The following is a 22244-nucleotide window of genomic DNA, read 5'->3' on the forward strand; positions in this document are numbered from 1 at the left end:
TTGCTCACTGTCTCGATTGATCTCTCGTTGATTACCTGTCTCTGATAACGAAGAGCGTTGTCTGCCCGAGCGCATCTTTTTGAACCCCTCCGAGCAGGTAGATGATCTTGTTTTCTTCGCGGTACGTGGACAGTGGTTTTTGCTCGGTGATGAGGGTTCGCAGTTGGCTGTCACTGAACTCAAAACTTTCCAGCGTCACGCGTTTGAGCCTGCCGTTGATAAGCGGTGGCAGTCTCAACACGAATACCTGGTCGATCTTCTTTCGATGAAACAGCAATGCGTCGTCGCCCAGCGGTTGAGCAGTGGCGTTCACTTCGTAACCGTCATCTTCCAGAACCCTGCTGAACAGCCTGCGCAAGTTGGGCGGAGTCCGCGCCGCGGCGTACCCGTTCCAGTGTTGAGAGAATCTTCCGGGATCAAAATCCAGGCGCATCAAGCCTTCACCCAGCGAAGAGGGGATGGTCAGCGTGTCTGACTGTTCTTCGGTCCTGCGCAATATCAGCAACGGATCACTCAGTCCTCGCGGTGGCGCACGGCGCACTTGCCTGTTTTCCCAGTAGCGAAACACTTGATTGAGGTGTGCCAGACCATGGCCGCTGATGACCTCGGATCGGTTGGCTCGGTTGAACATGGCGCGAGCCAGCGCGCTGACTGATTGATCCGACAGGTACTTGAAGGTGCTTGAGATGTATTGAGTGATTGGCATCTCGAATGGCACGACGTTGTCCAGAACCGTCCATTGGTTATTGCGCTTGATCGCCCATCTCGGTTGCTGGGCCGGGTTGTCCCGCAGCATGTGTTCGAAGGCGTCGTACAAGGCGGGCGAAAACAAGGGGTGCAACAGATACACGAGGCTCGGATTCGTCCCCGGATTCTGATGCAGTATTCGATAGTATTGCCCATCGATCTCGATGTGCTGGCCCAACGGTGGAGGGGCATCTCGCCCCCAGTTTCGCCACAACCCGTAACTCAGATTAATGGCTGCGGGATTGGCTGAAAGCAGGCTTTCGGTCAATGCCTGGGTGGTGTCAGTGGCCTCTTCCAGATGCGCCCGTTTGCTGGGCCCCGGCGCAGGTTCCTGACTGTCGGGCGGGGCTTTGTGTTTTACCGGTTGTGCAGATTCCGCTAATGACTCGCTCGCCTCGGTTTTGCGCCGCCACAGCCGTGTGCCGGGAATCTGTTCGAACACTATTGGCGAAGCGTCGCGAGCGCTTGCGGAGGCCTGCTGATAATGACCTTCAGCGTTTCTGCGCACCATGACGGTTCCGTCAGGTGTATCGATATAGGTTTTACGATGTTTGTCATAGCGCAAGCCGTCCGTGGTCTGCAGTGCAGGCGATAGCAGGGTCGCATCTTCCGGCGCAAGGTAGATGGGTTGATGCACCGTCGGCAGGTCACCGACGGCCTGTCGCTGATCGTGATCCGGGTTGTGCGCAAGCCAGCCGGGGCGTTCGAAAGTCCAGATGGCCTGGCGCTCGGTTTTTACCAGGAAGGGGCCAGGCAAATGCGGTGTGAAGTTGAAGGGAATCTGGTAGCGGCCGTCAGCGAGGCTTTCGACCAGCAGATGCCCTTCATTTTCAATATGGGCATACAACTTGCCATCGGGGCTGGTGAACAGTCCGCTTTCGGCATCCAGGCGTCGCAACAAATGTACTTGCTCGGCAGGCCAGGTGATCGAGCGCAGAGCTGTCTGCGCTGACAGCGTGGTGGCAGGTATTTCTGTGACCTGCACCAACGCTTGTTGCGGGTGTGTGCTCGCCGGGTCGCTCGAGGAATCTGCGTCGGGCGGGTTTTCGCCGGGCAGCCTGCGGGAGCTGCCAGTAGGGTTTGCAACAGGCGGCGGGGAGTCGGGCGCAGTGGTCCCGGCCATACGTTTCGGTGGTTTGGCCATTATTTGTCTCGCTGTTGGTTAGGCGCGGCGATCGATGTGCGTTGGAAGGCGAGTCAACCTTCCCTGATCATGAACAGCGTCGGGTTGTCGGGGGATATCTGTTGCACACCGCCCACCAGGTAGATGATTTCGGTGTGGTTCAAATCGTTCTCAAGCTGCTGTCTTTGCGCGGGGCTGAGTCTGCTCAGGAAATCAGGATTGTTGAGTTCTGATCCTGGCGAGGTGTAGCGAGGCACCTGATTGTCCACGATGCGGGGCAGCTTCAGCACAAAGACCGCGGCGACATCCGGGCGATGAAAGATCAACGCGCCTTCGCTGTGCTGACGGGGGGTGGGATTGATGTTGTAGCCGTTAAGCTGCAAGACCGAGCTGAATAGTTCGCGCAAGGCACCGGGTGTCGGACCCGCTGTGTACGTGGCCCATTCCTGGGCGAAGCGTGCCGGATCAAGATCCAGACGCTGCAGCGGGCTTGAGTCAGGCGCGGGCAGGGTGAGCAAGCCAACGCGTGGCAGACTGCCGGGCGGTGACGCCAAGACTGGCAGCATGATCAACGGGTCTGACAGATGATGGATGGGCGCCTGGTTATTCGCTCGGTCTGTCCAGTGGCGGAACGTCAGCGCCATCGCTGAAAGGCTCTGCGCATTGACGCCATGAGGGGCAGAGACGTGCTCGAATACGGCTCTGGCGAGGTTACTTGCCGATTGCGCCGACAGATAGTTGAATGCGCTGGCAGCGTATTGGGTTGCCGTCATTTCAAAAGGCGGGTGATTGTCCAGCACCTTCCATTGGCCTTCGCGTTTGAGTGCCCATTTCGGCTGACGCGAAGGCTCGTGGCGCAACATGGTTTCGAAGGCGTCAAAGCGATCAGGTGCAAATCCAGGGTGTTGCAGATACACAAGGCCGGTATCGTCTCGCAGACCTTGCGCGACGATCGGATAGTGCTTGCCGTCTATTTCAATGGATTCACCGGATTCCGGCCTTGCGGTTCGCCCCCAGTTTTTCCATTGACCGGCGGAAAGATCCACTGCAATGGACTGTTGAGAAAGCAGACTGCTGACCAGCGTGCTTGCATCTGCGAGGGTGCTGCGTTGCTCCGTTAACGGGGAGTGCCTGCCCGCACTGACTCTCACCTCGACTGTTTCGGTGGTTGCGGTTTTGTGGGCGAGGGGCGGCGTTTCGACTTCACGCCAGAGCATTGTCCCCGGGATCTGTTCAACCCTTGTCCCGGTGGGTGTCGCTTCCCCAGCATGGGTCTGCCGCCATCCGTCTGTGGTTTTCGACACCATGACGAAACCACCGGGCATTTCGACGTAGGCCTTCTTGCGCTTGTCGTATCGCAAGCCGTCTTCATCGCCGGCCTGTAACTTGAGCAGGTCGGCTGACTCGGGGTTGATAAAAACAGGCTGCGGCAAGCTTTCATCCCTCGACGTGCCGGCCAGCGCCAGGTTATCTGGATCGATCGAGTGCCGCCGCACCCATTCTTCTGTGCGCATTGCGCTTGATTGCGCTTCGTGCACGTGCGCATGACTGACGATAACGCTGGAACGTTGCGAAGACTCATCCGGTAGCGGGTTCGCCGTTATCACGCCGTGCTCGGAACTGCCTCTTTCAACGGCGAGATTACCGCTTGGGTTGAGTCCGGGATCCGGCGATGTCGACGTTGTTTGTGGTGATGTCTGACGCGGGATTTTCTTGGGTGGTTTGGCCATTGAATTGCTCCGATGAAGTGCTGACAAGTCAAAGGGCCGGTCAATCGGGCAGCACATCAATGTGTCGTGTGCTGCGCCATGATTGCCCGGCCTATCGGCTTCAAAGGCTTGATGTTCGGCAAAAAAACGCACTCGTGTGCGGTACATATGTATTGCGCTGCAAGCTGGAGGCAGCAGAGTGTTGCGCCGTGTTAAAGAGGTTTTCGCGACGCTCGCGATCAATCGATGATGAGCGTCACCACAGGGCTTAACGCTCTCTGAGAATGAATACCGAGTCCGGTTGCGACTCGACTTTCAGCACCCCGCCGATCAGCCACACCACCTTGTTCTGCGAGTGCGCGTCCATCAGCGCGAGAAGCGCGTCTGAACCAATTCGGGCCGATAGACTTGGATCAGTCAGTTCGTTGCCCGGGGTATGGGAAAGTCCGACCTGTTCGACCGATCCCAATTTCAAATAAAACACCTGATCATGATGTTCGCGCCTGAACACCAGAGTCGGCCTGCGGTGTTCGTGAGTCAGCGGAAAAACTTCGTATCCGGCACGAATCAGCAGGGCGCCGAGCAGGCGTCTGAGGTTCAGATCGGTTGGATAGGTTTTATAGTGATTCCACTCGAGGGGAAAACGCTGCGGATCGAAGGTCAGGCGTTTCAGATCGCCCTCTGTCTGGACCGGCAACGGGATGATCCGTTTGCCCTGAAGATCAACGGATGGCGCAATCGTGAGCAGATTCAGCGGGTCGGCGTACGCCGGTGTGGTGGGAAACGGCTTTTGCTTCCATTGATGCAGGACTGCCTGAATGTGGATCAGTCCAGTACCGGTGATAAAGGGCAAATGGTCGGAAACGTCGAATAGCTTTCTGGCGACCGCCCGTGCAGTGAAGTCGGAAAAGTCCGGGAATGCTTCGGCAACCGATCGGGTCAGAGTCGTTTCAAAAAAGCGTTTGCCGGGGTGTATTTCTCCCGGATCGCTACCGATGCGAAAGGTGGCGACCGGTTGTAGCGATGGGGTATTGCGCAGCATGTTCTCGAAGGCATCGAAGCCGCTCGGCACAAATTCCGGGTGTTGCACGAAGTACACTTTGGGCGTGGCATTGGAACCGGCGGGCACGATGGGGTAGTGAAGCCACCCCAGTTGTACGGATTCCACCGCCGGCTTGTGCAAATGTCCCCACGACAGCCAGAAGAACGGTGTTGGATTATCGGTTGTCGCTGTTGCAGGGCGCAATGGCGGCGGTGGCGCCAGGGGCTCGTCAAGCCTTGGCCGTTTGCTGGTACTTGGTTCGGTCGTCTCGGCAGTGGCACGCAGTCGCTCTGAAACAGCAGGCTCACCCGGTATCGTGCTCGCTGCTCTTTGTCGCCAGAGAAGGGTGCCGGGAATCTGTTCGAAAAATACGTCGGGCGAGACGCTGCTAGACGCAAAGGCTTGCTGGTAATCGCCGTTCTTGTTCTTGCGCACCATGACCGTGCCTTCGGCCGTATCGATGAAGGTTTGTTTGAGTTTGTTGTAACGGACCGCACCGGTGGCAGGTTCTGCCTTGGTCAGTGTGCTTGCGTCACTGGGCGACAGGTAGGCCGGCGTTTGCGGCACTGCTGGAGCACCGGCCGGGTTCTGCGTGGGCTGCCAGCCGGGGCGCTGGATACGCCAGCTTGTTTCGCTACCACTTCTTGTTACAACAGGGCCGGGTATCCCGGGCGAGAACGTCAGAGGCACGTAATAGTTGCCGTGCGGGTCTCGCTCGACAATGAACCGGCCTTCATTGCCGATCTGCGCGTAGGTGCGCTGATCTGGCCCGATGAACAGGCCGGTGTTGTCGGCAAGCGGGGTCAATTCGCTCAATCGAGTCTCAGGCCAGGCGATGGCATTGTGTGCCGCGCGGTAGGTGTCGACGTGACTGCCGGGCATTTCACTGACGACGATTGCAGGCTGGTGAGGGGCCGAGTCTGCGGCAGTGTCCGGTGCGAAAGGTCGTGGAGATGAATCGGCACCAACCCTCGAGACGTCAAGGGTGTGGCGGGTAATGTGGCTGCCCGGATTCGAGTGCGTGGGGTTTGTGGTAACGGATGAATCGGCTGCGGTTGTCACTGCAACTTTTTTGGGCGGTTTGGCCATTGCAAATTACTCATGGAGTGTGGGATGTCGAGCGCATGGAAGCGACTCGCCGTATTTCGGGCGCACTCGTCTACATCCCGAGGTATCCGGGATGTGACTGTCATGGAGACATTGGTTATTTCAACTTCAGAGTGCGCTGATCGCGATCAGCCATCGACCGACGTCTGCAGCGTCAGGCGGGGGGCACGTCAATCAAGGGCTGTGGAGAGAAGATGTATTTATCTTGATGGCTGCAACGATTGATCACCCGCAACTGCGAATATTCAATGCGCGACTTGTCGGCGCGCAGAATCCAGCCGTGGGCGGCGAAGCTGTAGTTCACCGTTTCACTGAGATGATCGATGGTGGCGATATTTCTGACCTTCAGCTCTTTGCTGGCCATTGAGGAAAAGACTTCGGGTAAAGCTTTGGCCGCGTCGGGTTCTTCAAAATACCGTGCATCAAGGCCATCCAGATAGATACGGTCGAAGGACAGGTCAACCGTATGTACAACACCGTTTTCGGTAATGACGCGTACCTGATCAATCAGGTCTTCGCTGTCATAAACCGGTAAATGAATCCGGCAGGTGCCGATGTGCAGTTGGTTGTTTTCCAGTGTGATCGTGACCTTGCCCAATGTGGTCGCATCGAGTTCCCAGGTCGAGGAATAGGGCAGACGGACTGTGGCGTTGGCCAACGCGCCCGGCGTAGAAAGCCTGAATGTCATGTCAGCCGCCAGATGGATCAGGTATGTGGAGCCTTCACCTTCCAGGCTTTCCATGGCGGTTTGCCCAGGCGCGGAGGTGAGCATCGCGCAGCCGTTTTTGCTGCCGAGTTCGTGTGCCTCATTGGTCGGCAGCTCATAAGGGAACTCGCCTGTTCGAAACTTCAAAGGCAAGTTGATTGGAGTTGTCCATTCTTTGAAAGAATACGTAGGGTAGTTTTTGTCAGCAGGGGCGACATCCGTTTCCGGCGTAAGTCCTGCATTCAAAGCAACACCGTCGTTGAATACCAGAACATATTTGCTATACGTGCGAACGGCCATGGTCCGCAGAATTTTGGTCATGTTGCGCGGGTCTTCTCCTCCTCGTGCTCCGGCAAAGTATTTAAGCGTCAAGACCTTCTCGCCAAAGTGGTAGGCAAGATCACAGCCCGCGAGCAGGTCCTGGTTCTTGTCCGATTGTCGCGCAATGAAGTGGGCTTCGGCTTTGCTCAGTTCACTGCTGGCGTAATCCAGATAAAGGGTGGTCACGGCGTCGGTACGTTCTACCGAATGGAACCGGGTTGGTTGCGAGGAGCGCGGCAGGTAGTAACGCACATCATGCTTATGCATGATCCAGCAGTCAGCCGCGTAGAGAATGGTTGCTTTTGCCGGGTAACCTTTTTTGACGGTAATGACATCGACAGGCAGGTTTTCATCACTGGTTATGTTCTCGGGCAGCACAGGTTTGAGGATGTAACCGTCCAGGGTGAGAAACGTCAGATGACTGTTCTTGAGTTGCCTTTGCGTCCCGACTTGCATGTAGATGTCGTGCAGAGTGACTACGCTTTTGGGCCTGTCATGGAAATCAAAACCTGAGGTGATGATCAAGGCATTGTCCGCAACCACCCAGCTCTCAATCAGCTCCTCGCGCCATTTCAATACGATAATGCTTGCCTGTGCGCCATCCTCATGAATGGCGGTAGACCCTTCTTCGTGGGCAATGAAGTATTCGTCGATACCGGCCTCGCCCGAAGCCGTTGCACCGGCGTGCAGCAGATGGATCTGGTCATTTCCTGCTCCTGCATTGATCCTGTCTTTGCCTTGCGAGCGAATGAGATTGTTGGCCCCGTTGCCCGTCACGACAGATGCAGCACCCTTCAGGGTTTCAATATTTTCGATTCCTTCGAGAAAGCTGTGGAAAGTGTATTTTTCGCCATTGTCGGCGGCAGGATCAGCAGTGATTGTCTGGAGCGTCTGTGCCAGCAGATCGATGTCATATCCCGCTTTGGCCTCGTTGCGAGTGTAGTAATCGCCACCGAGCACCAGTGTGTCGTTACCGGCGGCGCCCTTTATCGTCGAGAACTCGGAAATCATCGCGCCTTCGCGAAGCAGATCGCCGGCGCTTTCAAAAACGAAGCGGTCGTCCTTTTCGCCGCCGGTCAGGTCCTTCTTTCCCGAGCGGTAATGGAAGTTGTTGGGTTTTTTCTCCACGCCCTTGATCGAGTCGCGACCCTCACCGATCAACCACAAAACACCTTTGTGTTCTGCCGGAGTGCCCAGCACCACGCCGGGCGTGTCTTTGGTGACGCCATCGCGAGCATCGATGATGTCATCGGTGCCTCTGATTTTTGGGACGTTGACGGTTTTCCAGCTGTCTTGCTTGGTCCACCAATTGCGCGTCCAGACCAGGGTTGGCTGGAGAAAGACTTCGAACCCGCCATGGATGATGGCTTCGGTGGTGTCCTTCAACGGACCTTCCAACAACTTTCGAGCCATGTCCCGCAATTGGGCTGAGTGTTGCAGTCTGGTTTTCGCGACGTTGTAGCGATCCTGAATGTCCTGATCGGTGTCCATCATGCAGAACGAAAACCAGCCGGTGCGCCAACGCTCATCAAGGGTCAGTTCGATGTAATCATCGATGTCATCGACGACACGCACTGCACCATAGACTTGCGATCCAATCGCCAGGATGGCTCCGGCCGCGAGCCCCACCGGGCCGGCGAAGGAGAATCCGGCCATGGCGGCGGTGCCAAGGATCACCGTCATGGCCGCACTGGTGATGCTCAACCCTGCGCTGACGTAATGATCCATCGCTTCCTTGCCGGTTGTATTGTCTGCGGCCCTGAAAGATCTGATCGCGGTGAAGACATCGAATGGCAGTGTCAGCGCGCCGCCGATCAAACCGCCAGAGCGGCCCAGCCTCAGGGCAAATCGGGTTTTGGCAAAGTCCTTGAAGGCAGTCTGGCCGGCGGTGAGCATTTCGGTGGCGATCTTGCTGACGGTGATGTCCACGGCGATGGAGCCTACTTCCGATGCAATACCAACGCTGTTAATTGCAACTTCGGCTTTATTGTTGGCTTTGATCGCATCGACAACACCGCGCAATCCCATGAATATCCCGAAACCCTGGATACCGACACTTGAACCCAGTGTGGAGTAGCTTTTCGTCAACTCCACCCAGCGTCGGTTGTTCTTTGGAAGATGAGCATGACTCAGGTCGAGTTTCTGTGCGGAACTTAAAAGTTTCGCCAACTTGTTGCGATAGTTACCCGGGTCAGTATCGGAATCGAGGCTTTCCTTGATCATGCCGGGGGCCGTTAACGGACGCCGGCTGGCCATTTCGAAAAGCAGCGTCGGCAACAGATAACTGTCGTTGCCGGTAGCGGACTTTATGTGCTGTTCGATATTGACTGCGCTGAACTGCAATGCGTCGGTAAATGAGCGCTTGGGTGTTCGGAAGAAAGTGTTTTTGCCATTTAACGGTTGATTGTCGACGGTTGCGCCCAATGCATCGAGGGCAACCCGGGTTATCGATACATCGCCAAATTGCAGCGGGCCAAATACCGAGTCGTTGATTCTCAACTGCTCGATGTTATGTTTGCGCTGCAGATCCGGACTGTTATCAGGGCTGTTTTTTATATCGATCGTTGAAGCATTGTTCTCATTTTTCTCAATGCGCATGTCAGTGATCACGATCGGATCAATGTGTATCGATGCTTCGCTGATAAGCGTGGCCATTTGAACGTCCTTGTTCTGGCGGATTGTCGTTAAAACCGTGAGGGATAGTACGGGGGGATTTTGCGCGATGTATATCAGCGGGTTGTTGCGGTGTATTGCACGCTGGGCCAATCATTTTTGGCAGGAGGAGGGGGAGTGCGTCGTAAGGCGGGGCTCCCTGGCTTGAGCCTTTCAAGTCAGGGAGTGTGCAGCTCATCAGCAGTCATTTGAAGTAACGCTTCAATCGTTTCAATGGCTACCCAGCAATGCCGCAGCCCCGGCGCCACCGAACAATCCGGCACTGATCCGGTTGAACCAGCTCTGACCTTTGCCGCTGCGCAGATAGCGTGCGGCACCATGGGCACCAAGGCCGTAAGCCAGTTTGCACAGCAGGTCCAACAGGGTCCAGGTGACGATCATCACCAGCAACTGCGGCAGGAACGGCTGCTCGGCACTGAGGAACTGTGGCAGAAACGCAGCAAAAAACAGGATGTCTTTAGGGTTGCTCGCACCCAATACAAAGGCGCGTCCGAACAAGGCGCGAAAGCGTGGGACGGGGGCCGCTTGCGGCACCTCGGCACCCACCGATGGCTGACGCGATTGCTGCCAGCTTTGCCAGGCGAGGTAGAACAGGTACAGCCCGCCGACGATTTTCAGAGCGCTGAACAACTGTTCGGAAGCCAGCAACAACGCGCCCAGACCCAATGCCGAGGCGCTGAGTAAACAGATCGACGCCGAGACACCGCCGAGAAACGCCGGATAGGAGCGGCGCAATCCGTAATTCAGACTGTTGCTGATCATCAGCAATGACAGTGGTCCCGGAATGAGGATCACCACCAGTGCAGCGCCGCTGAACAGCAGCCAGGTTTCCAGACTCATCGTTTCGCTCCTTTCTATTGTTATCAAGATGCACAAAAGCCCCACCCGCAAGGGTGAGGCTGTTTTCAAACGTGTGCCGCGCAGCGCTTACAGAAAGATGAACTTGGCGATGAAGATCGCGCAGAGCACCCACAGGCTCACGGAAATTTCCTTGTACTTGCCGGTACCGGCCTTCAACGCCACGTAGGTGATGAAGCCCAGCGCGATGCCGTCGGCGACCGAAAAGGTCAGTGGCATCATGATCGCGGTGACGATGGCCGGGATGGCGTCAGTGGCTTCGTCCCATTCGATGTGGGCCATGCCGCCCATCATCAGCATCGCCACATAGATCAGTGCACCGGCGGTGGCGTAAGCGGGAATCATGCCGGCCAGCGGTGCGAAGAACATCGCCGCTATAAATAGCACACCTACGGTGACTGCGGTAAGACCAGTCCGACCACCAGCGGCTACACCAGCGGCACTTTCTACATAACTGGTGACTGGCGGAACACCGACCACAGCGCCGAAGACGCTGGACGCACTGTCGGCTTTCATCGCGCGGGAGAGGTTTTCGATGCGGCCGTCAGCATTCACCAGGTTGGCGCGCTGGGCGACGCCCATCAGCGTGCCGGCGGTGTCGAACATGTGCACAAAGAGGAAGGCGAGCACCACGCTGATCATGCTGACGTTGAACACGCCGGCCACGTTCATCGCCATAAAGGTCGGCGCCAGACTTGGCGGCGTCGACATGATCCCTTCGTAGTGCACGATACCCAGGCCCCAACCGGCCAGGGTCACGGTGATGATACTGATGAGGATCGCACCGAACACGCGGTGGTAGCTGAGGATTGCGATCATCAGGAAGCAGATGGCCGCGAGCAGCGGGCCAGGCTCACGCAGGGAGCCGAGTTTGATCAGAGTGGCCGGGCTATCGACGACGATGCCTGCAGTTTTCAGGCCGATGAGACCAAGGAACAGGCCAACACCGGCACCCATCGCAAAGCGCAGGCTGACCGGAATACTGTTGAGCAGCCACTCGCGAATCCGCGAGAAGGTCAGGATCATGAACAGCACGCCCGAGACAAACACCGCACCGAGCGCGGTTTCCCAGTTGTAGCCCATGGTGCCGACCACGGTGTAGGTGAAAAACGCGTTGAGGCCCATGCCCGGTGCCAGGCCGACCGGCCAGTTGGCGTAGAGGCCCATCAACAGGCAGCCCAACGCGGCGGCGATACAGGTGGCGACGAAGGCTGCACCGTGATCGATCCCGGCATCGGCCATGATGTTCGGGTTGACGAAGATGATGTAGGCCATGGTGATGAAGGTTGTCAGACCGGCAATCAGCTCGGTCTTCACCGTGGTGCCATGCAAGCTGAGTTTGAACAGACGTTCCAGCAGACCACTGCGTAATGGTGGCGAGAGGTCCAGCGTCGATGCTTCGGATTTGCGGCTTTCCACAGCGAGTACTCCTCAAGAGTTTTATTGTTATTTCCAGGGCCGGACCCATGAGGGGTGGCAGCGGCCCTTTGAGGCATACGCGAATTTGTTGACCATGCGGTCAGGAACTCGCACGCTGTGGATTATGCTTTTGTGTACAAATAAAGCAAATATTGTTTTTGGTTTTGTTTACGAAAGTTCCGTCGATAGGGATATATCACCTGTGCTGGCCCTTCGCGAGCAAGCTCGCTCCCACATTTGAAATGCGTTCCCCTGTGGGAGCGAGCCTGCTCGCGAAGAGGCAGTCCCATTCAATCGAGAACCGTCTGACTGTTCCCCAATGCCAGATTCACCGCCAACCAGCCATTCACCGCCGCTTCGCCAGCCTCGGCAAACACCCGCTCCAGCAATTTCACCTGCTCACGCCGCAACGTCTGCTCAAACTTCGCACCTTCCGCCGTCAGCTCCAGCAGGCGTTTACGCTTGTCGGCCTCCGACGCCACGCTGTCCACCAGATGCATTTCCTGCAACTGCCGCAACGGCATGTTCAACGCCTGCTTGCTCACGCCGAGCAATCCCAGCAATTCCTTCACGCTCAAATTCGGGTAACGCGCGATGAAAAACACGATGCGCTGATGCACCCGCGACAGCCCACGGCGCTCGAGCATTTCATCAGCCTTGGCGGTGAAGGCCTGATAGCCGAAGAAAAACGCTTCCATGGCCTGTTGCTGACTGGATGGGTTTTTAAGGTCAAGCATATTGACGTACTCGCTCAAGCTGTCGTAATTTCAGTCAACCAGTTTGACTCATTTTTCGTCCGCCTCGCTACCGGTGACCCCCATGGCTTTTTCCGAACGTGTCTCGCGCCTTAAAAGTTCTCTGATCCGTGAAATCCTCGCCGCCGCCCAGCGTCCTGAGGTGATGTCGTTCGCTGGCGGATTGCCGGCCGAAGCCATGCTGCCGAAGGTCGAATGGGCGGACATGCCGCTGGCGCTCGGCCAATACGGCATGAGCGAAGGCGAACCGGCGTTGCGCGAGGCTCTGGCGGCGGAGGCGAGGGCACTTGGGCTGGAATGTCAGGCGAGTCAGGTGCTGGTGGTCAGCGGCTCCCAGCAAACCCTTGATCTGGCAGCCAAGCTGTACATCGACAAAGGCACGGAAATTTTGCTGGAGGCGCCGACTTATCTCGCCGCACTACAGATATTCCAGCTGTTCGGCGCCGATTGCCTGACCGTGCCGCAGGAGTCCGACGGCCCGAATCTGGCGCAGTTGCGCGAGCGTTTGGAGCAACATCACCCGGCGTTTATCTACCTGATTCCAACGTTCCAGAACCCGTCCGCCGTGCGCTACAGTGAAGAAAAGCGTGCAGCGGTAGCGGCTTTGCTCGACGAGTTTGGCGTCACGCTGATCGAAGATGAGCCTTACCGCGAACTGACTTTCGATGGCGGCAGCGCCAAGCCGATTGCCGGGCGCCTGCAGAAATCCAGCTGGATCTACACCGGCACCGTGTCGAAAACCTTGCTGCCGGGTTTGCGTGTCGGCTATCTGATCGCCAGTCCCGATCTGTTTCCGCACTTGCTCAAACTCAAGCAATCGGCGGATCTGCACACCAATCGCATCGGCCAATGGCAGGCGTTGCAGTGGATCGGTACTGAAAAGTATCAGCAGCATCTGAGCGAGTTGCGCGGTTTCTATCGACAGCGGCGGGATGCCTTCCAGGCGGCGCTGGAAAAGCATTTTTCTGATCTGGCGGATTGGAACATGCCGCAGGGTGGGTTGTTTTTCTGGCTGACCTTGAAGCAACCGCTGGATACGCGAACGTTGCTCAATGAGGCGTTGGCCAATGACGTGGCGTTTATGCCGGGGGAGCCGTTTTTCCCGGATCCGGATAAGCATCACGGGCATTTGCGTTTGAACTTCAGCCACATCGATCCGGCGCGCCTGGATGAAGGGCTCAAGCGATTGGCGGCGGTGGTACGCCAGGCGCAGATCGATAAAGCGGCGTGAAAACAAATAAACCGGCTCAAGGGCCGGTTTATTTTTGTCTGAGATTTTTGGTGTTTGTGGTGGCCTTATCGCGAGCAGGCTCACTCCTACAATTGGAATGCATTCACCTGTAGGAGTGAGCCTGCTCGCGATAGGGCCATCAGCCCCAGCACAAAACCATCAGATCGCCGCAAACCGCTTATCCAGATAATCAATAATCACCTTGGACTCATACATCCAGGTGGTCTGGCCATTCTCTTCAATGCGCAGGCAAGGCACCTTGATCCGGCCACCCTGATCCAGCAGCGTCTGCCGATCCTGCTCGTTGTTCTTCGCATCCTTCAGCGCCACCGGCACATTCAGGCGGCGCAGCGTACGGCGGGTTTTCACACAGAACGGGCAGGCGTGGAACTGATACAGGGTCAGATCCTTCGCGGCTGCATCGACCTGAGCCTGGGCAGCGGCGGGGCGTTTTTTCTTGCCCGGACGGGTGATGAAGTCGATGAAGATAACCAGTTGGCCGAGGCCGACACGAAGCGCTTTGACGAACACGTTGAAGCCTCACGGTGCATATTGAGAAAGGCGCGCAGCTTACCCGATTTTTCTCGGGCGAAAAAAAACCGGCGATGAATGCCGGTTTTTTTCGTGCTGCGAATTACTTGATCAGGCTGAGAAACTCGCTGCGAGTCGCGGCGTTTTCGCGGAACTCACCGAGCATCACCGAAGTGATCATCGACGAATTCTGCTTCTCGACACCGCGCATCATCATGCACATGTGCTTGGCCTCGATTACCACAGCCACGCCCAGCGCGCCGGTGACTTGTTGCACTGCATCGGCGATCTGGCGGCTGAGGTTTTCCTGAATCTGCAAGCGGCGGGCGTACATGTCGACGATACGCGCGACCTTCGACAGGCCCAGCACTTTGCCGCTCGGGATGTACGCAACGTGCGCCTTGCCGATGAACGGCAGCAGGTGGTGTTCGCACAACGAGTACAACTCGATGTCCTTGACCAGCACCATTTCGCTGTTATCGGAGCTGAACAGGGCACCGTTGGTGACCTCTTCGAGCGTCTGTTCATAACCGCGGCAGAGGTACTGCATGGCTTTGGCGGCACGCTTTGGCGTGTCGAGCAGGCCCTCGCGGGACACGTCCTCGCCCAATTGGCCGAGAATCGCGGTGTAGTTCTGTTCCAGTGTCACAGGGGCTGATTCCATAAGGGTTTCAGAGGGGTACTGTTTCTGTCTGTACCAATTTTTGTACCAATCAAGCTGTTTTCGAGCTTGCCGAGTTCACCCCAGTCAGTGCTGGAATTGATCCATCGGGCGTAAGTCGATAGCAACATCTGAACGCTATGACCGAGCTGAGTGGCAATAAACGCAGGGTCCATACCCGCCATGAGGCACATGGTAGCGTATGTGTGTCGGCAGTTGTATTGCCGGCGGGCGCGAATGCCCAATTCGATCAGCGCGGCGTGAAAGAGTTTGTCGGCCTGTTCAAATGGGCGCTCTGTTCGCGACAGGTATTTGAATGGCAGAAAATGACCCGCCCTGAAACGCTCACCGACATCCAGGGCGCCAGATCAGATCTCTCACTTCAGCGATTTTATCGAGTAAAATCGCAGGCCACAGGTCACCTTTACCCTGTAAAGAACCCCGCAGAGCTGCTGCGTGTCGAGGCTGAGTCTTGGCATGGGGAAGGCAACAAGTGTTGAGTGAAAGGTTCATTGAAACGACGGCCCGAAAGGGCCTTTTGCATTACCTGGATGCGATTTTCGCGCCTATTAGCCAAAGGAAGATCATGAAAAGTTCAATCAATGATATGGCGTTTACCGAGCGTCGCCGCGTGCCTGTGAGGGCTTTATTGGGCGGTGTTTTATTCTTGGTCATGGCCATCCAGGGGTTCCGTATGGAGTCCAATGGAATCGCTGCGCTGCTGCTGGTGTGTTCGTTATGGTACTTGGGCATGGCGTGGCTGAATCGCAACGCTGGTTCGCAAACTTTGATGATCCTCAAGGACAAGGGCATCTGGTTTTTCAATGCTGATGGGTTAGTCCCTTACACATCGATTGAAGCCACAGAGGTCGAATCGTACAGCGGGATAGCTCAGATGCAACTCAATACGGTACTTCATATCATTGCCGAAAAGGCTGACACCCTGCCGAACTTTAATGACAGCCGGTGGAAGATCTTCTTCAAGATGCCAAGTGCGCGTAAGGGTAAAGGCTTTCGTAAGCATCTCGTAGTGTTCAACTATGGCGGTCTGCGCGACGAAGACGGCAAAAACGTCGACTATGAGAACCTTGAAGAAGAACTTACGTATCGCATCGAAAAGGCTCACCAAGAGGAACATGAACTGAGCAATTCGGTTTATGTGCCCTCATCGTCAGCAAACGATGCGCTGTCGCCTGTCACTCATTGAATCCCCCTTAACGCGTCGGGCGCTGGCAGTGGGTGCAAAGCCGACTGCCGAAAGCTGCCGTTCGGCTCTGTCTTTCGAACAGCTTCAGCCAAATAAAAGCCCCGCATCGTGACTAACGATGCGGGGCTTCAGATGGGGCGGATTATTCGTCGCGGCCTTCCATCATGGTGCGTTTGAGCATCACGTAAACCGCGCCAGCGCCGCCGTGTCTGGCCTGGCACGAGCAGAAACCCAGCACTTGGGCATGCTGGCGCAGCCAGGTGTTGACGTGGCTTTTGATCATCGGCCGCTTGCCGTCCAGGCGCACAGCCTTGCCGTGGGTGACGCGCACACAGCGGATTTCGAATTTGGTCGCTTCGGCAAGAAACGCCCAAAGTGTTTCGCGGGCCTTTTCCACGCTCATGCCATGCAGGTCGAGGCTGCCTTCGAACGGGATCTGGCCGACCTTGAGCTTGCGCATCTGACTTTCCTGCACGCCGTCGCGGGACCACATCAGCTCGTCTTCCGGGCCGACGTCGATCACGAACTGATCGGACAGACCGTCAACGGTGGTGGCATCGGTGCGCACGGTGGCGGACTGGCGCAGCTTGGCAATCTGTGCGCGGTCTGCCTTGGGTTTGCCGGTGTCGGCGCGGTCGTGCTTGATCGGCTTGACGCCTTGGATCGCACTTTTGAACAGGGAAAAATCGTCGTCTTGCATGTCAGCCTCCGCGAAGGGCGGCCAGTTTACCCAAGTCGAAACAAAACGGCCCGGCAAAAAGCCAGGCCGGTGAGTCAGTCGTGTTTTTTCATCAGGTGCGGGGACATGTTCAGTTCCCGCGATTGCCGTGCGCGACGGCGGCAACGGCGCCACAGGGCGACACCGAAATACAGAAACAGCAAACCGACCGCCAGAATGATCGCCGAGCCCATCGGCGTAGCGTTCAAGTCACCGAGTGCCGGTGGGCGGCCGAGCAGGCTGGCCGCTCCGGCCATCGCCAGCAGCACGCCGAACGTGGCCAGAATGGCCGCGATCGCCGCGCCGAATCGAAAACGCCAGTTGCTTTGGCCTTTGGGCCGCAAGCGGCGTGCGTCAAATCCATCGGATAACTTCATTCCGACCTTCCTCAATGGGTATCGGCCCTTCGACCGGGAGTTGACCGGGTTGTTCCTGAGGCTATGGCATTTGCGGCAAATGAGAGGGTTTTGCGGATGAGCGGCGCGCTGAGCCGCTCATCAGAGCAGATCAGATCAGGTCTTGAGTCAGCGCGAGGGTGGCGAAGTTGTCCGCCATGATCGCCATTTCGGCTTCCTGCACCACGGCGGCGCTGAGCACGCGGCCCTTGAACGGCAAGTCGCGGGTGGCGCAGGCGTCTTCCACCAGGGTGCAGCGGAAACCCAGGTTCTTCGCCGCGCGCACGGTGGTGCTGACGCTGGAGTGGCTCATGAAACCGCAGACGATCAAGTCCAGCGAGCCAAGGTTTTGCAAACGATCGAGCAACTCGGTGCCGTGGAACGCGCTCGGCAGGAGTTTGCCGATAATGGTTTCATCGCCTTGTGGCTCGAGGCCCGGGATGAATTCGCCGCGTTCGCCCTGCGGGTCGAACAAGCCACCGACGGTGCCGAGATGACGCACGTGCACGATCGGCCGACCGGCTGCACGGGCTGCGGCAACCACTTGTTTGATGTTCGCGACGGCCGCGTCCATGCCGCTCAGGGCCAGCGGGCCACTGAGATATTCTTTCTGGGCATCGATGATGACCACGGTGGCATGGCTCAGTGTGGCCGCTGCGTAACCGCGACCGCTGAGTTGAAACATCGTTTTTGGAACGGACATTCTGGGGCTCCTTGGGGTGGGGCTTTTGCGACATTGTCCTCTGGCTGAGCGGTTCTGTGAATCGCTACCATCGTAGGCACCGTCGTTATTGGCCTGCAGCCTTGTCAAGTTACACGTTCTGTTCAATGGCTGATGCAAAAAACAGAAAACTCCTACTGTCGGCGCGATGTTTTTCCTGCGTCGTCGTCAGGCGTTTTGGCTGCTAGAATCGCCAGTCGTTTTTTCTGGAGTTCTGCGCCGTGATCACTTCCCGCCTTCGTACCCTGCGTGACCATATCCGTTGGGCCGTCAGCCGCTTCCATGGGGAGGATCTGTTTTTCGGCCATGGCACCGACAATGCCTGGGACGAAGCCCGGCAACTCGTGCTCGGTGCGTTGCACCTGCCGTGGGAAATCGCCGACAGCTACCTCGATTGCGCGCTGGAAGACGACGAGCTGGTCAACCTGCAACGCCTGCTCAAGCGCCGCATCGACGAACGCATTCCCACCGCTTACCTGTTGGGCGAGGCGTGGTTCTGCGGCATGTCGTTTATCGTCGATGAGCGCGTGTTGATCCCGCGTTCGCCGATTGGCGAATTGATCGAAAACCACTTCGCGCCGTGGATCGGCACCGAACCTGCGCGCATTCTCGACCTGTGCACCGGCTCCGGTTGCATCGGCATTGCCTGCGCCTACGAGTTCCAGAACGCCGAGGTGGTGCTGGCCGATCTGTCGTTCGAAGCGCTGGAAGTGGCCAACCAGAACATCGAGCGCCATGGCGTCGATGAACGCGTCTACACCGTGCAGGGCGATGGTTTTGATGGTTTGCCGGGTCAGCGTTTCGACCTGATCGTGTCGAACCCGCCTTACGTGGATGCGGAAGATTTCGCTGATATGCCGGATGAATATCAGCATGAGCCCGAGCTGGGTCTGGCTTGCGGTGATGATGGATTGAATCTGGTTCGACGCATGCTCGCTGAAGCGGCGGATCACCTGACCGAGAAGGGCTTGCTGATCGTTGAAGTGGGCAACAGTCAGGTTCACGTTGACGCGCTGTACCCGGAAGTGGATTTCGCCTGGCTCGAATTCGAGCGCGGCGGGCATGGCGTGTTCATGCTGACAGCGGAGCAGTGCCGCGATCATCAGGCCCTGTTCGCTTCCCGCGTCTGACCCTTAAAAGCTTCGTCGGAACGCCGCCCGGAGCCGGCTCGCTCCCACAGGGAAATGCATTCCAAGGTGGGAGCGAGCCTGCTCGCGAATGGCCGCACGGCGGTCTCAAGCCATCAGCGGTGCGTAGCAATCCAGATCAACAACCCCGCCTGAAACACCGCAAACGCCACCAGACAGGTAATCGTGAAACGCAACCCGGCATCTTCACGCTTGAACTTGCTGACCTTGTCTTCCTGCTTCTTCAGCTTCACTTCCTGCTCGGCCAGATTCTGCTCGGCCTGCTGGAGCATCTGCGCTGCCTCAAGAATCTCGACAATCTGCAGCTTTTCGCTGTTCCAGTCACCGAGCAAATCGCCAACCTGCACTTCCTTGACGCTGCCCTTCAAATGCTGGGCATCGGCGTACACCACATCAAAACCATGCACGCGCAGAAAATGATCGCGACGCAGGCGCGTGTCTTCGTTCAGCGCGTCCTTGTTGTTCAAGTCCATGCCGTCGACGGTGTAGGTCGGCCAGCGTTTTTTCGCCCAGTTGATGCCTTGCGCGGCCATGTAGCGGCCGATGCCACGGTTCATCGGTTCGATCTGTAGGCCGCTGTCCGGGCCGAAGTGCACACGCTTGGTCGTGTGATCAACCCACACGTCCAGCTGATTCTGCTCTTTGCGCACACGCTGGCCGGGCAGTTTGATCGCCATGCGCATCAGGCTTTTTTCTTTGCTGTTGCGCTCGGCATAGCCGAATTCGACGAAGCGCAAGGGGCGCCCGCCGGTGTTGCGATCGGTTTGCAGCGGGGCCAGGCGGAGCATCTTGTGGTGCTCGACGTGGACATCCGCCCACGGCAGCTCGACCGCTGGCGGTGCGTCTTTTTCAGCGGTGGTGTCGGGTGAAGTCTGGGTATCAGTCATAACGGCGAGATCCTGTCCAAGCCCTGCTTGTCGCCAGCCGTTGCGCTGGCGACAAAGGCTTATCGGCCGTTTTTTGCAGGACTAGAGGGCAAACAACCGTTAACGGGTGCGAAGTCCGTCAATAAACTCAATGATCTTCGCGCCGAGTTCCGCCGCTAGCGGCAAATTTGGATCCTTGTACGAAGCCAATTGCCGCTTCATATCGTTGTGAACGATGCGCATGACATGGTTCATGCCGTCGATCACCACCAGTTCGGCGTCGGGTTTGGCGGCTTTCAGCGCCTGCGCATCGCCAACGCCGACCTGCATGTCATTGCTGCCCTGGACGATCAGCGCCGGCATCTGCAATTGCGCGAAGGCTTTCGCCGGATCCTGACGGAACAGCGAAATCAGATACGGCTGCACGCTCGGGCGGAAAATCACCTGCAACGGTTGTGGAACATTGTCATCGGTGTGGCCGGCCTTGAGGCTGTCGAGCAGTTCGTTACTGCGCAGCATCAGCGGCGGCGGCAGGCTGCGGGCCAGTTGCTCGCGGATCACCTGATCGACCGGGCGGGCACTGCCGGACAAGGAAATCACCGCCGCGGCATCGACTTTCGGCGCGGCGAGGCTGGCAATCAACGCGCCTTCACTGTGGCCGAGCAGGATCAGCTTGCCGAAACGCGGATCAGTCTTGAGCTTCTGCCCCCACGCCACTGCATCCGCCGCATAGGCTTCCACCGACAAATTGCGCTCATCCGGCGTCGCCGCCAGGCTCGCCGCAACACCGCGTTTGTCGTAACGCACGCTGGCGATGTTGTGTTTTGCCAGCACCCAGGCCAGGCGCTTGAGGCTGTCGTTGCGCCCGCCGTCGGGGTTGTTTCCGTCACGATCCGTAGGACCCGAGCCAGAAATGATCAGGACAACCGGCACCGGGCTGTCAGATTTTGGCAGCAGCAGCGAACCGAAAAGTTCGCCGGTGCCGGTATCCAAAGTGACCGGACGTTGTAGGACCGTCGCTTGGGCAAAGCCCGTAAAGAGGGTAAGACTCAAGATCAAAACTCGCAGCATCATCACGCCATCATTCGCCAAGGTGCCGGTTGGACTCGCCAGCACCACTAAGGTTCGAGGATGAACTACTCGGTTAGCCTGCGTATACTGGCGCGCATCACGAATTTGGGTTTGATTTCACGGAGCGTCCTGCATGTCCGGCAATACCTATGGCAAGTTGTTCACTGTCACCACCGCTGGCGAAAGCCATGGTCCGGCGTTGGTCGCCATTGTCGACGGCTGCCCGCCGGGCCTGGAGATCTCCCTCGAAGACCTGCAGCGCGACCTCGATCGCCGCAAGCCGGGCACCAGCCGCCACACCACCCAGCGTCAGGAAGCCGACGAAGTCGAAATCCTCTCCGGCGTGTTCGAAGGGCGCACCACCGGTTGCTCGATCGGCCTGCTGATCCGCAACACCGACCAGAAGTCCAAGGACTACTCGGCGATCAAGGATCTGTTCCGCCCGGCCCACGCCGATTACACCTATCACCACAAATACGGCGAGCGCGATTACCGTGGCGGTGGCCGCAGCTCGGCCCGCGAGACCGCGATGCGCGTGGCGGCGGGTGCGATTGCCAAAAAGTATCTGGCCAGCCAGGGCATCGTCATTCGTGGCTACATGAGCCAGCTCGGCCCGATCGAGATCCCGTTCAAGACCTGGGACTCGGTAGAAGAGAACGCCTTCTTCAGCCCGGATCCGGACAAAGTCCCTGAGCTGGAAGCCTACATGGACCAATTGCGCCGCGACCAAGACTCGGTCGGCGCAAAAATCACCGTGGTTGCCGAAGGCGTGATGCCGGGTCTGGGCGAGCCGATTTTTGACCGTCTCGACGCCGAACTGGCGCATGCGCTGATGAGCATCAACGCCGTCAAAGGCGTGGAAATCGGCGCCGGTTTCGCCTCGGTTGCCCAGCGCGGTACCGAACATCGCGATGAAATGACCCCGGAAGGTTTCCTCAGCAACAACGCAGGCGGCATCCTTGGCGGCATCTCGTCCGGTCAGCCGATTGTTGCCCATTTGGCGCTGAAGCCGACGTCGAGCATCACCACCCCGGGCCGTTCGATCGATATCCACGGCAATCCGGTCGATGTGATCACCAAGGGCCGTCACGACCCTTGCGTCGGCATTCGTGCAACGCCGATTGCCGAAGCGATGATGGCCATTGTGCTGATGGATCACCTGCTGCGTCACCGTGGCCAGAACGCCGATGTGCGCGTGAGCACGCCGGTGCTGGGTCAGCTTTGATGGCGGACCT

Annotated in this window: 18 protein-coding genes and 2 pseudogenes; 5 read left to right on the forward strand and 15 right to left on the reverse strand. The window is 57.7% G+C overall.

Annotation, left to right across the window (positions count from 1 at the left end; all coding sequences use genetic code 11):
- Positions 1-31 precede the first annotated feature (31 nt).
- The 7 genes from VY732_RS08840 to VY732_RS08870 all read right to left on the reverse strand — a co-directional run bounded on the left by VY732_RS08840 (position 32) and on the right by VY732_RS08870 (position 12442).
- A complete protein-coding gene (locus VY732_RS08840) occupies positions 32-1891 on the reverse strand; it encodes a hypothetical protein (RefSeq protein WP_331695198.1) in 1860 nt (619 codons plus the stop codon).
- A gap of 53 nt (positions 1892-1944) precedes the next feature.
- Positions 1945-3600 (reverse strand): hypothetical protein, encoded by a 1656-nt coding sequence (locus tag VY732_RS08845; RefSeq protein WP_331695199.1) that lies wholly within the window; start codon positions 3598-3600, stop codon positions 1945-1947.
- 247 nt (positions 3601-3847) lie between these two features.
- Positions 3848-5710 carry a hypothetical protein gene (locus tag VY732_RS08850; RefSeq protein ID WP_331695200.1) on the reverse strand — a complete coding sequence of 621 codons (1863 nt, stop codon included), beginning with the start codon at positions 5708-5710 and terminating at the stop codon, positions 3848-3850.
- A 172-nt stretch (positions 5711-5882) separates the two neighbouring features.
- On the reverse strand, positions 5883-9410 hold the full coding sequence (locus tag VY732_RS08855; RefSeq protein WP_331695201.1) for a calcium-binding protein: 3528 nt from the start codon (positions 9408-9410) through the stop codon (positions 5883-5885).
- Between the two features lie 228 nt (positions 9411-9638).
- Positions 9639-10268: a LysE family translocator gene (locus VY732_RS08860; RefSeq protein WP_077571778.1), complete on the reverse strand. Its 630-nt coding sequence runs from the start codon at positions 10266-10268 to the stop codon at positions 9639-9641.
- Between the two features lie 87 nt (positions 10269-10355).
- Entirely contained in the window at positions 10356-11705 is a 1350-nt protein-coding gene (locus VY732_RS08865; protein WP_007914003.1) for an NCS2 family permease, read from the reverse strand.
- A gap of 290 nt (positions 11706-11995) precedes the next feature.
- Positions 11996-12442, reverse strand: coding sequence for a MarR family winged helix-turn-helix transcriptional regulator (locus VY732_RS08870; protein WP_077571779.1), 447 nt, complete (start codon positions 12440-12442; stop codon positions 11996-11998).
- Between the two features lie 82 nt (positions 12443-12524).
- Here VY732_RS08870 and VY732_RS08875 point away from each other — a divergent pair, with 82 nt between their 5' ends.
- A complete protein-coding gene (locus tag VY732_RS08875) occupies positions 12525-13691 on the forward strand; it encodes an aminotransferase-like domain-containing protein (RefSeq protein ID WP_331695202.1) in 1167 nt (388 codons plus the stop codon).
- 159 nt (positions 13692-13850) lie between these two features.
- Here the strand turns inward: VY732_RS08875 and VY732_RS08880 are convergent, their stop codons facing one another.
- From VY732_RS08880 to VY732_RS08890, 3 genes and pseudogenes are all read right to left on the reverse strand, one after another.
- Positions 13851-14222, reverse strand: a complete 372-nt coding sequence (locus VY732_RS08880) for a glutathione S-transferase N-terminal domain-containing protein (protein WP_077572238.1) — start codon at positions 14220-14222, stop codon at positions 13851-13853.
- A gap of 103 nt (positions 14223-14325) precedes the next feature.
- Positions 14326-14871, reverse strand: coding sequence for a GTP cyclohydrolase I FolE (gene folE / locus VY732_RS08885; RefSeq protein ID WP_010456659.1), 546 nt, complete (start codon positions 14869-14871; stop codon positions 14326-14328).
- Positions 14868-15143, reverse strand: a pseudogene (locus tag VY732_RS08890) (hypothetical protein); the annotation flags it as partial. The pseudogene VY732_RS08890 and the gene folE, both read right to left, overlap by 4 nt.
- Between VY732_RS08890 and VY732_RS08895 the strand changes: the two are divergent.
- Together VY732_RS08895 and VY732_RS08900 are read left to right on the forward strand one after the other, a co-directional pair.
- Positions 15135-15249, forward strand: a pseudogene (locus VY732_RS08895) (DNA adenine methylase); the annotation flags it as partial. The pseudogenes VY732_RS08890 and VY732_RS08895 overlap by 9 nt on opposite strands.
- 220 nt (positions 15250-15469) lie before the next feature.
- The gene (locus tag VY732_RS08900; protein ID WP_116032930.1) at positions 15470-16090 is read left to right on the forward strand and encodes a hypothetical protein; all 621 of its coding nucleotides are present in this window, start codon (positions 15470-15472) and stop codon (positions 16088-16090) included.
- A gap of 142 nt (positions 16091-16232) precedes the next feature.
- Here VY732_RS08900 and VY732_RS08905 read toward each other — a convergent pair whose 3' ends face one another.
- The 3 genes from VY732_RS08905 to VY732_RS08915 form a co-directional block, all read right to left on the reverse strand.
- Positions 16233-16790, reverse strand: a complete 558-nt coding sequence (locus VY732_RS08905) for a Smr/MutS family protein (protein WP_077571781.1) — start codon at positions 16788-16790, stop codon at positions 16233-16235.
- Positions 16791-16864: 74 nt separating this feature from the next.
- On the reverse strand, positions 16865-17185 hold the full coding sequence (locus tag VY732_RS08910; protein WP_007914024.1) for a hypothetical protein: 321 nt from the start codon (positions 17183-17185) through the stop codon (positions 16865-16867).
- A 130-nt stretch (positions 17186-17315) separates the two neighbouring features.
- Positions 17316-17906: a cysteine hydrolase family protein gene (locus VY732_RS08915; RefSeq protein ID WP_007914026.1), complete on the reverse strand. Its 591-nt coding sequence runs from the start codon at positions 17904-17906 to the stop codon at positions 17316-17318.
- 239 nt (positions 17907-18145) lie between these two features.
- On the opposite strand from VY732_RS08915, the gene prmB reads away from it, so the two are divergent.
- On the forward strand, positions 18146-19054 hold the full coding sequence (gene prmB / locus VY732_RS08920; protein ID WP_077571782.1) for a 50S ribosomal protein L3 N(5)-glutamine methyltransferase: 909 nt from the start codon (positions 18146-18148) through the stop codon (positions 19052-19054).
- Between the two features lie 113 nt (positions 19055-19167).
- Here the strand turns inward: prmB and VY732_RS08925 are convergent, their stop codons facing one another.
- Positions 19168-19959 carry a hypothetical protein gene (locus tag VY732_RS08925; RefSeq protein ID WP_110721157.1) on the reverse strand — a complete coding sequence of 264 codons (792 nt, stop codon included), beginning with the start codon at positions 19957-19959 and terminating at the stop codon, positions 19168-19170.
- A 99-nt stretch (positions 19960-20058) separates the two neighbouring features.
- A complete protein-coding gene (locus VY732_RS08930; protein WP_116032927.1) occupies positions 20059-21012 on the reverse strand; it encodes an alpha/beta hydrolase in 954 nt (317 codons plus the stop codon).
- Between the two features lie 130 nt (positions 21013-21142).
- On the opposite strand from VY732_RS08930, the gene aroC reads away from it, so the two are divergent.
- Complete coding sequence (gene aroC / locus VY732_RS08935; protein WP_077571784.1) at positions 21143-22234, forward strand: chorismate synthase; 1092 nt, start codon at positions 21143-21145, stop codon at positions 22232-22234.
- Positions 22235-22244: the final 10 nt, after the last annotated feature.

The sequence above is a fragment of the Pseudomonas sp. ZY71 genome, assembly GCF_036542145.1.
Lineage (GTDB): Bacteria > Pseudomonadota > Gammaproteobacteria > Pseudomonadales > Pseudomonadaceae > Aquipseudomonas > Aquipseudomonas koreensis_A.

Coding starts and splice junctions, on each gene's coding strand:
- VY732_RS08840 (WP_331695198.1), bottom strand. CDS start 1,891: ATGGCCAAACCACCGAAACGTATGGCCGGGACCACTGCGCCCGACTCC.
- VY732_RS08845 (WP_331695199.1), bottom strand. CDS start 3,600: ATGGCCAAACCACCCAAGAAAATCCCGCGTCAGACATCACCACAAACA.
- VY732_RS08850 (WP_331695200.1), bottom strand. CDS start 5,710: ATGGCCAAACCGCCCAAAAAAGTTGCAGTGACAACCGCAGCCGATTCA.
- VY732_RS08855 (WP_331695201.1), bottom strand. CDS start 9,410: ATGGCCACGCTTATCAGCGAAGCATCGATACACATTGATCCGATCGTG.
- VY732_RS08860 (WP_077571778.1), bottom strand. CDS start 10,268: ATGAGTCTGGAAACCTGGCTGCTGTTCAGCGGCGCTGCACTGGTGGTG.
- VY732_RS08870 (WP_077571779.1), bottom strand. CDS start 12,442: ATGCTTGACCTTAAAAACCCATCCAGTCAGCAACAGGCCATGGAAGCG.
- VY732_RS08875 (WP_331695202.1), top strand. CDS start 12,525: ATGGCTTTTTCCGAACGTGTCTCGCGCCTTAAAAGTTCTCTGATCCGT.
- VY732_RS08900 (WP_116032930.1), top strand. CDS start 15,470: ATGAAAAGTTCAATCAATGATATGGCGTTTACCGAGCGTCGCCGCGTG.
- VY732_RS08905 (WP_077571781.1), bottom strand. CDS start 16,790: ATGCAAGACGACGATTTTTCCCTGTTCAAAAGTGCGATCCAAGGCGTC.
- VY732_RS08910 (WP_007914024.1), bottom strand. CDS start 17,185: ATGAAGTTATCCGATGGATTTGACGCACGCCGCTTGCGGCCCAAAGGC.
- VY732_RS08915 (WP_007914026.1), bottom strand. CDS start 17,906: ATGTCCGTTCCAAAAACGATGTTTCAACTCAGCGGTCGCGGTTACGCA.
- VY732_RS08925 (WP_110721157.1), bottom strand. CDS start 19,959: ATGACTGATACCCAGACTTCACCCGACACCACCGCTGAAAAAGACGCA.
- VY732_RS08930 (WP_116032927.1), bottom strand. CDS start 21,012: ATGATGCTGCGAGTTTTGATCTTGAGTCTTACCCTCTTTACGGGCTTT.
- aroC (WP_077571784.1), top strand. CDS start 21,143: ATGTCCGGCAATACCTATGGCAAGTTGTTCACTGTCACCACCGCTGGC.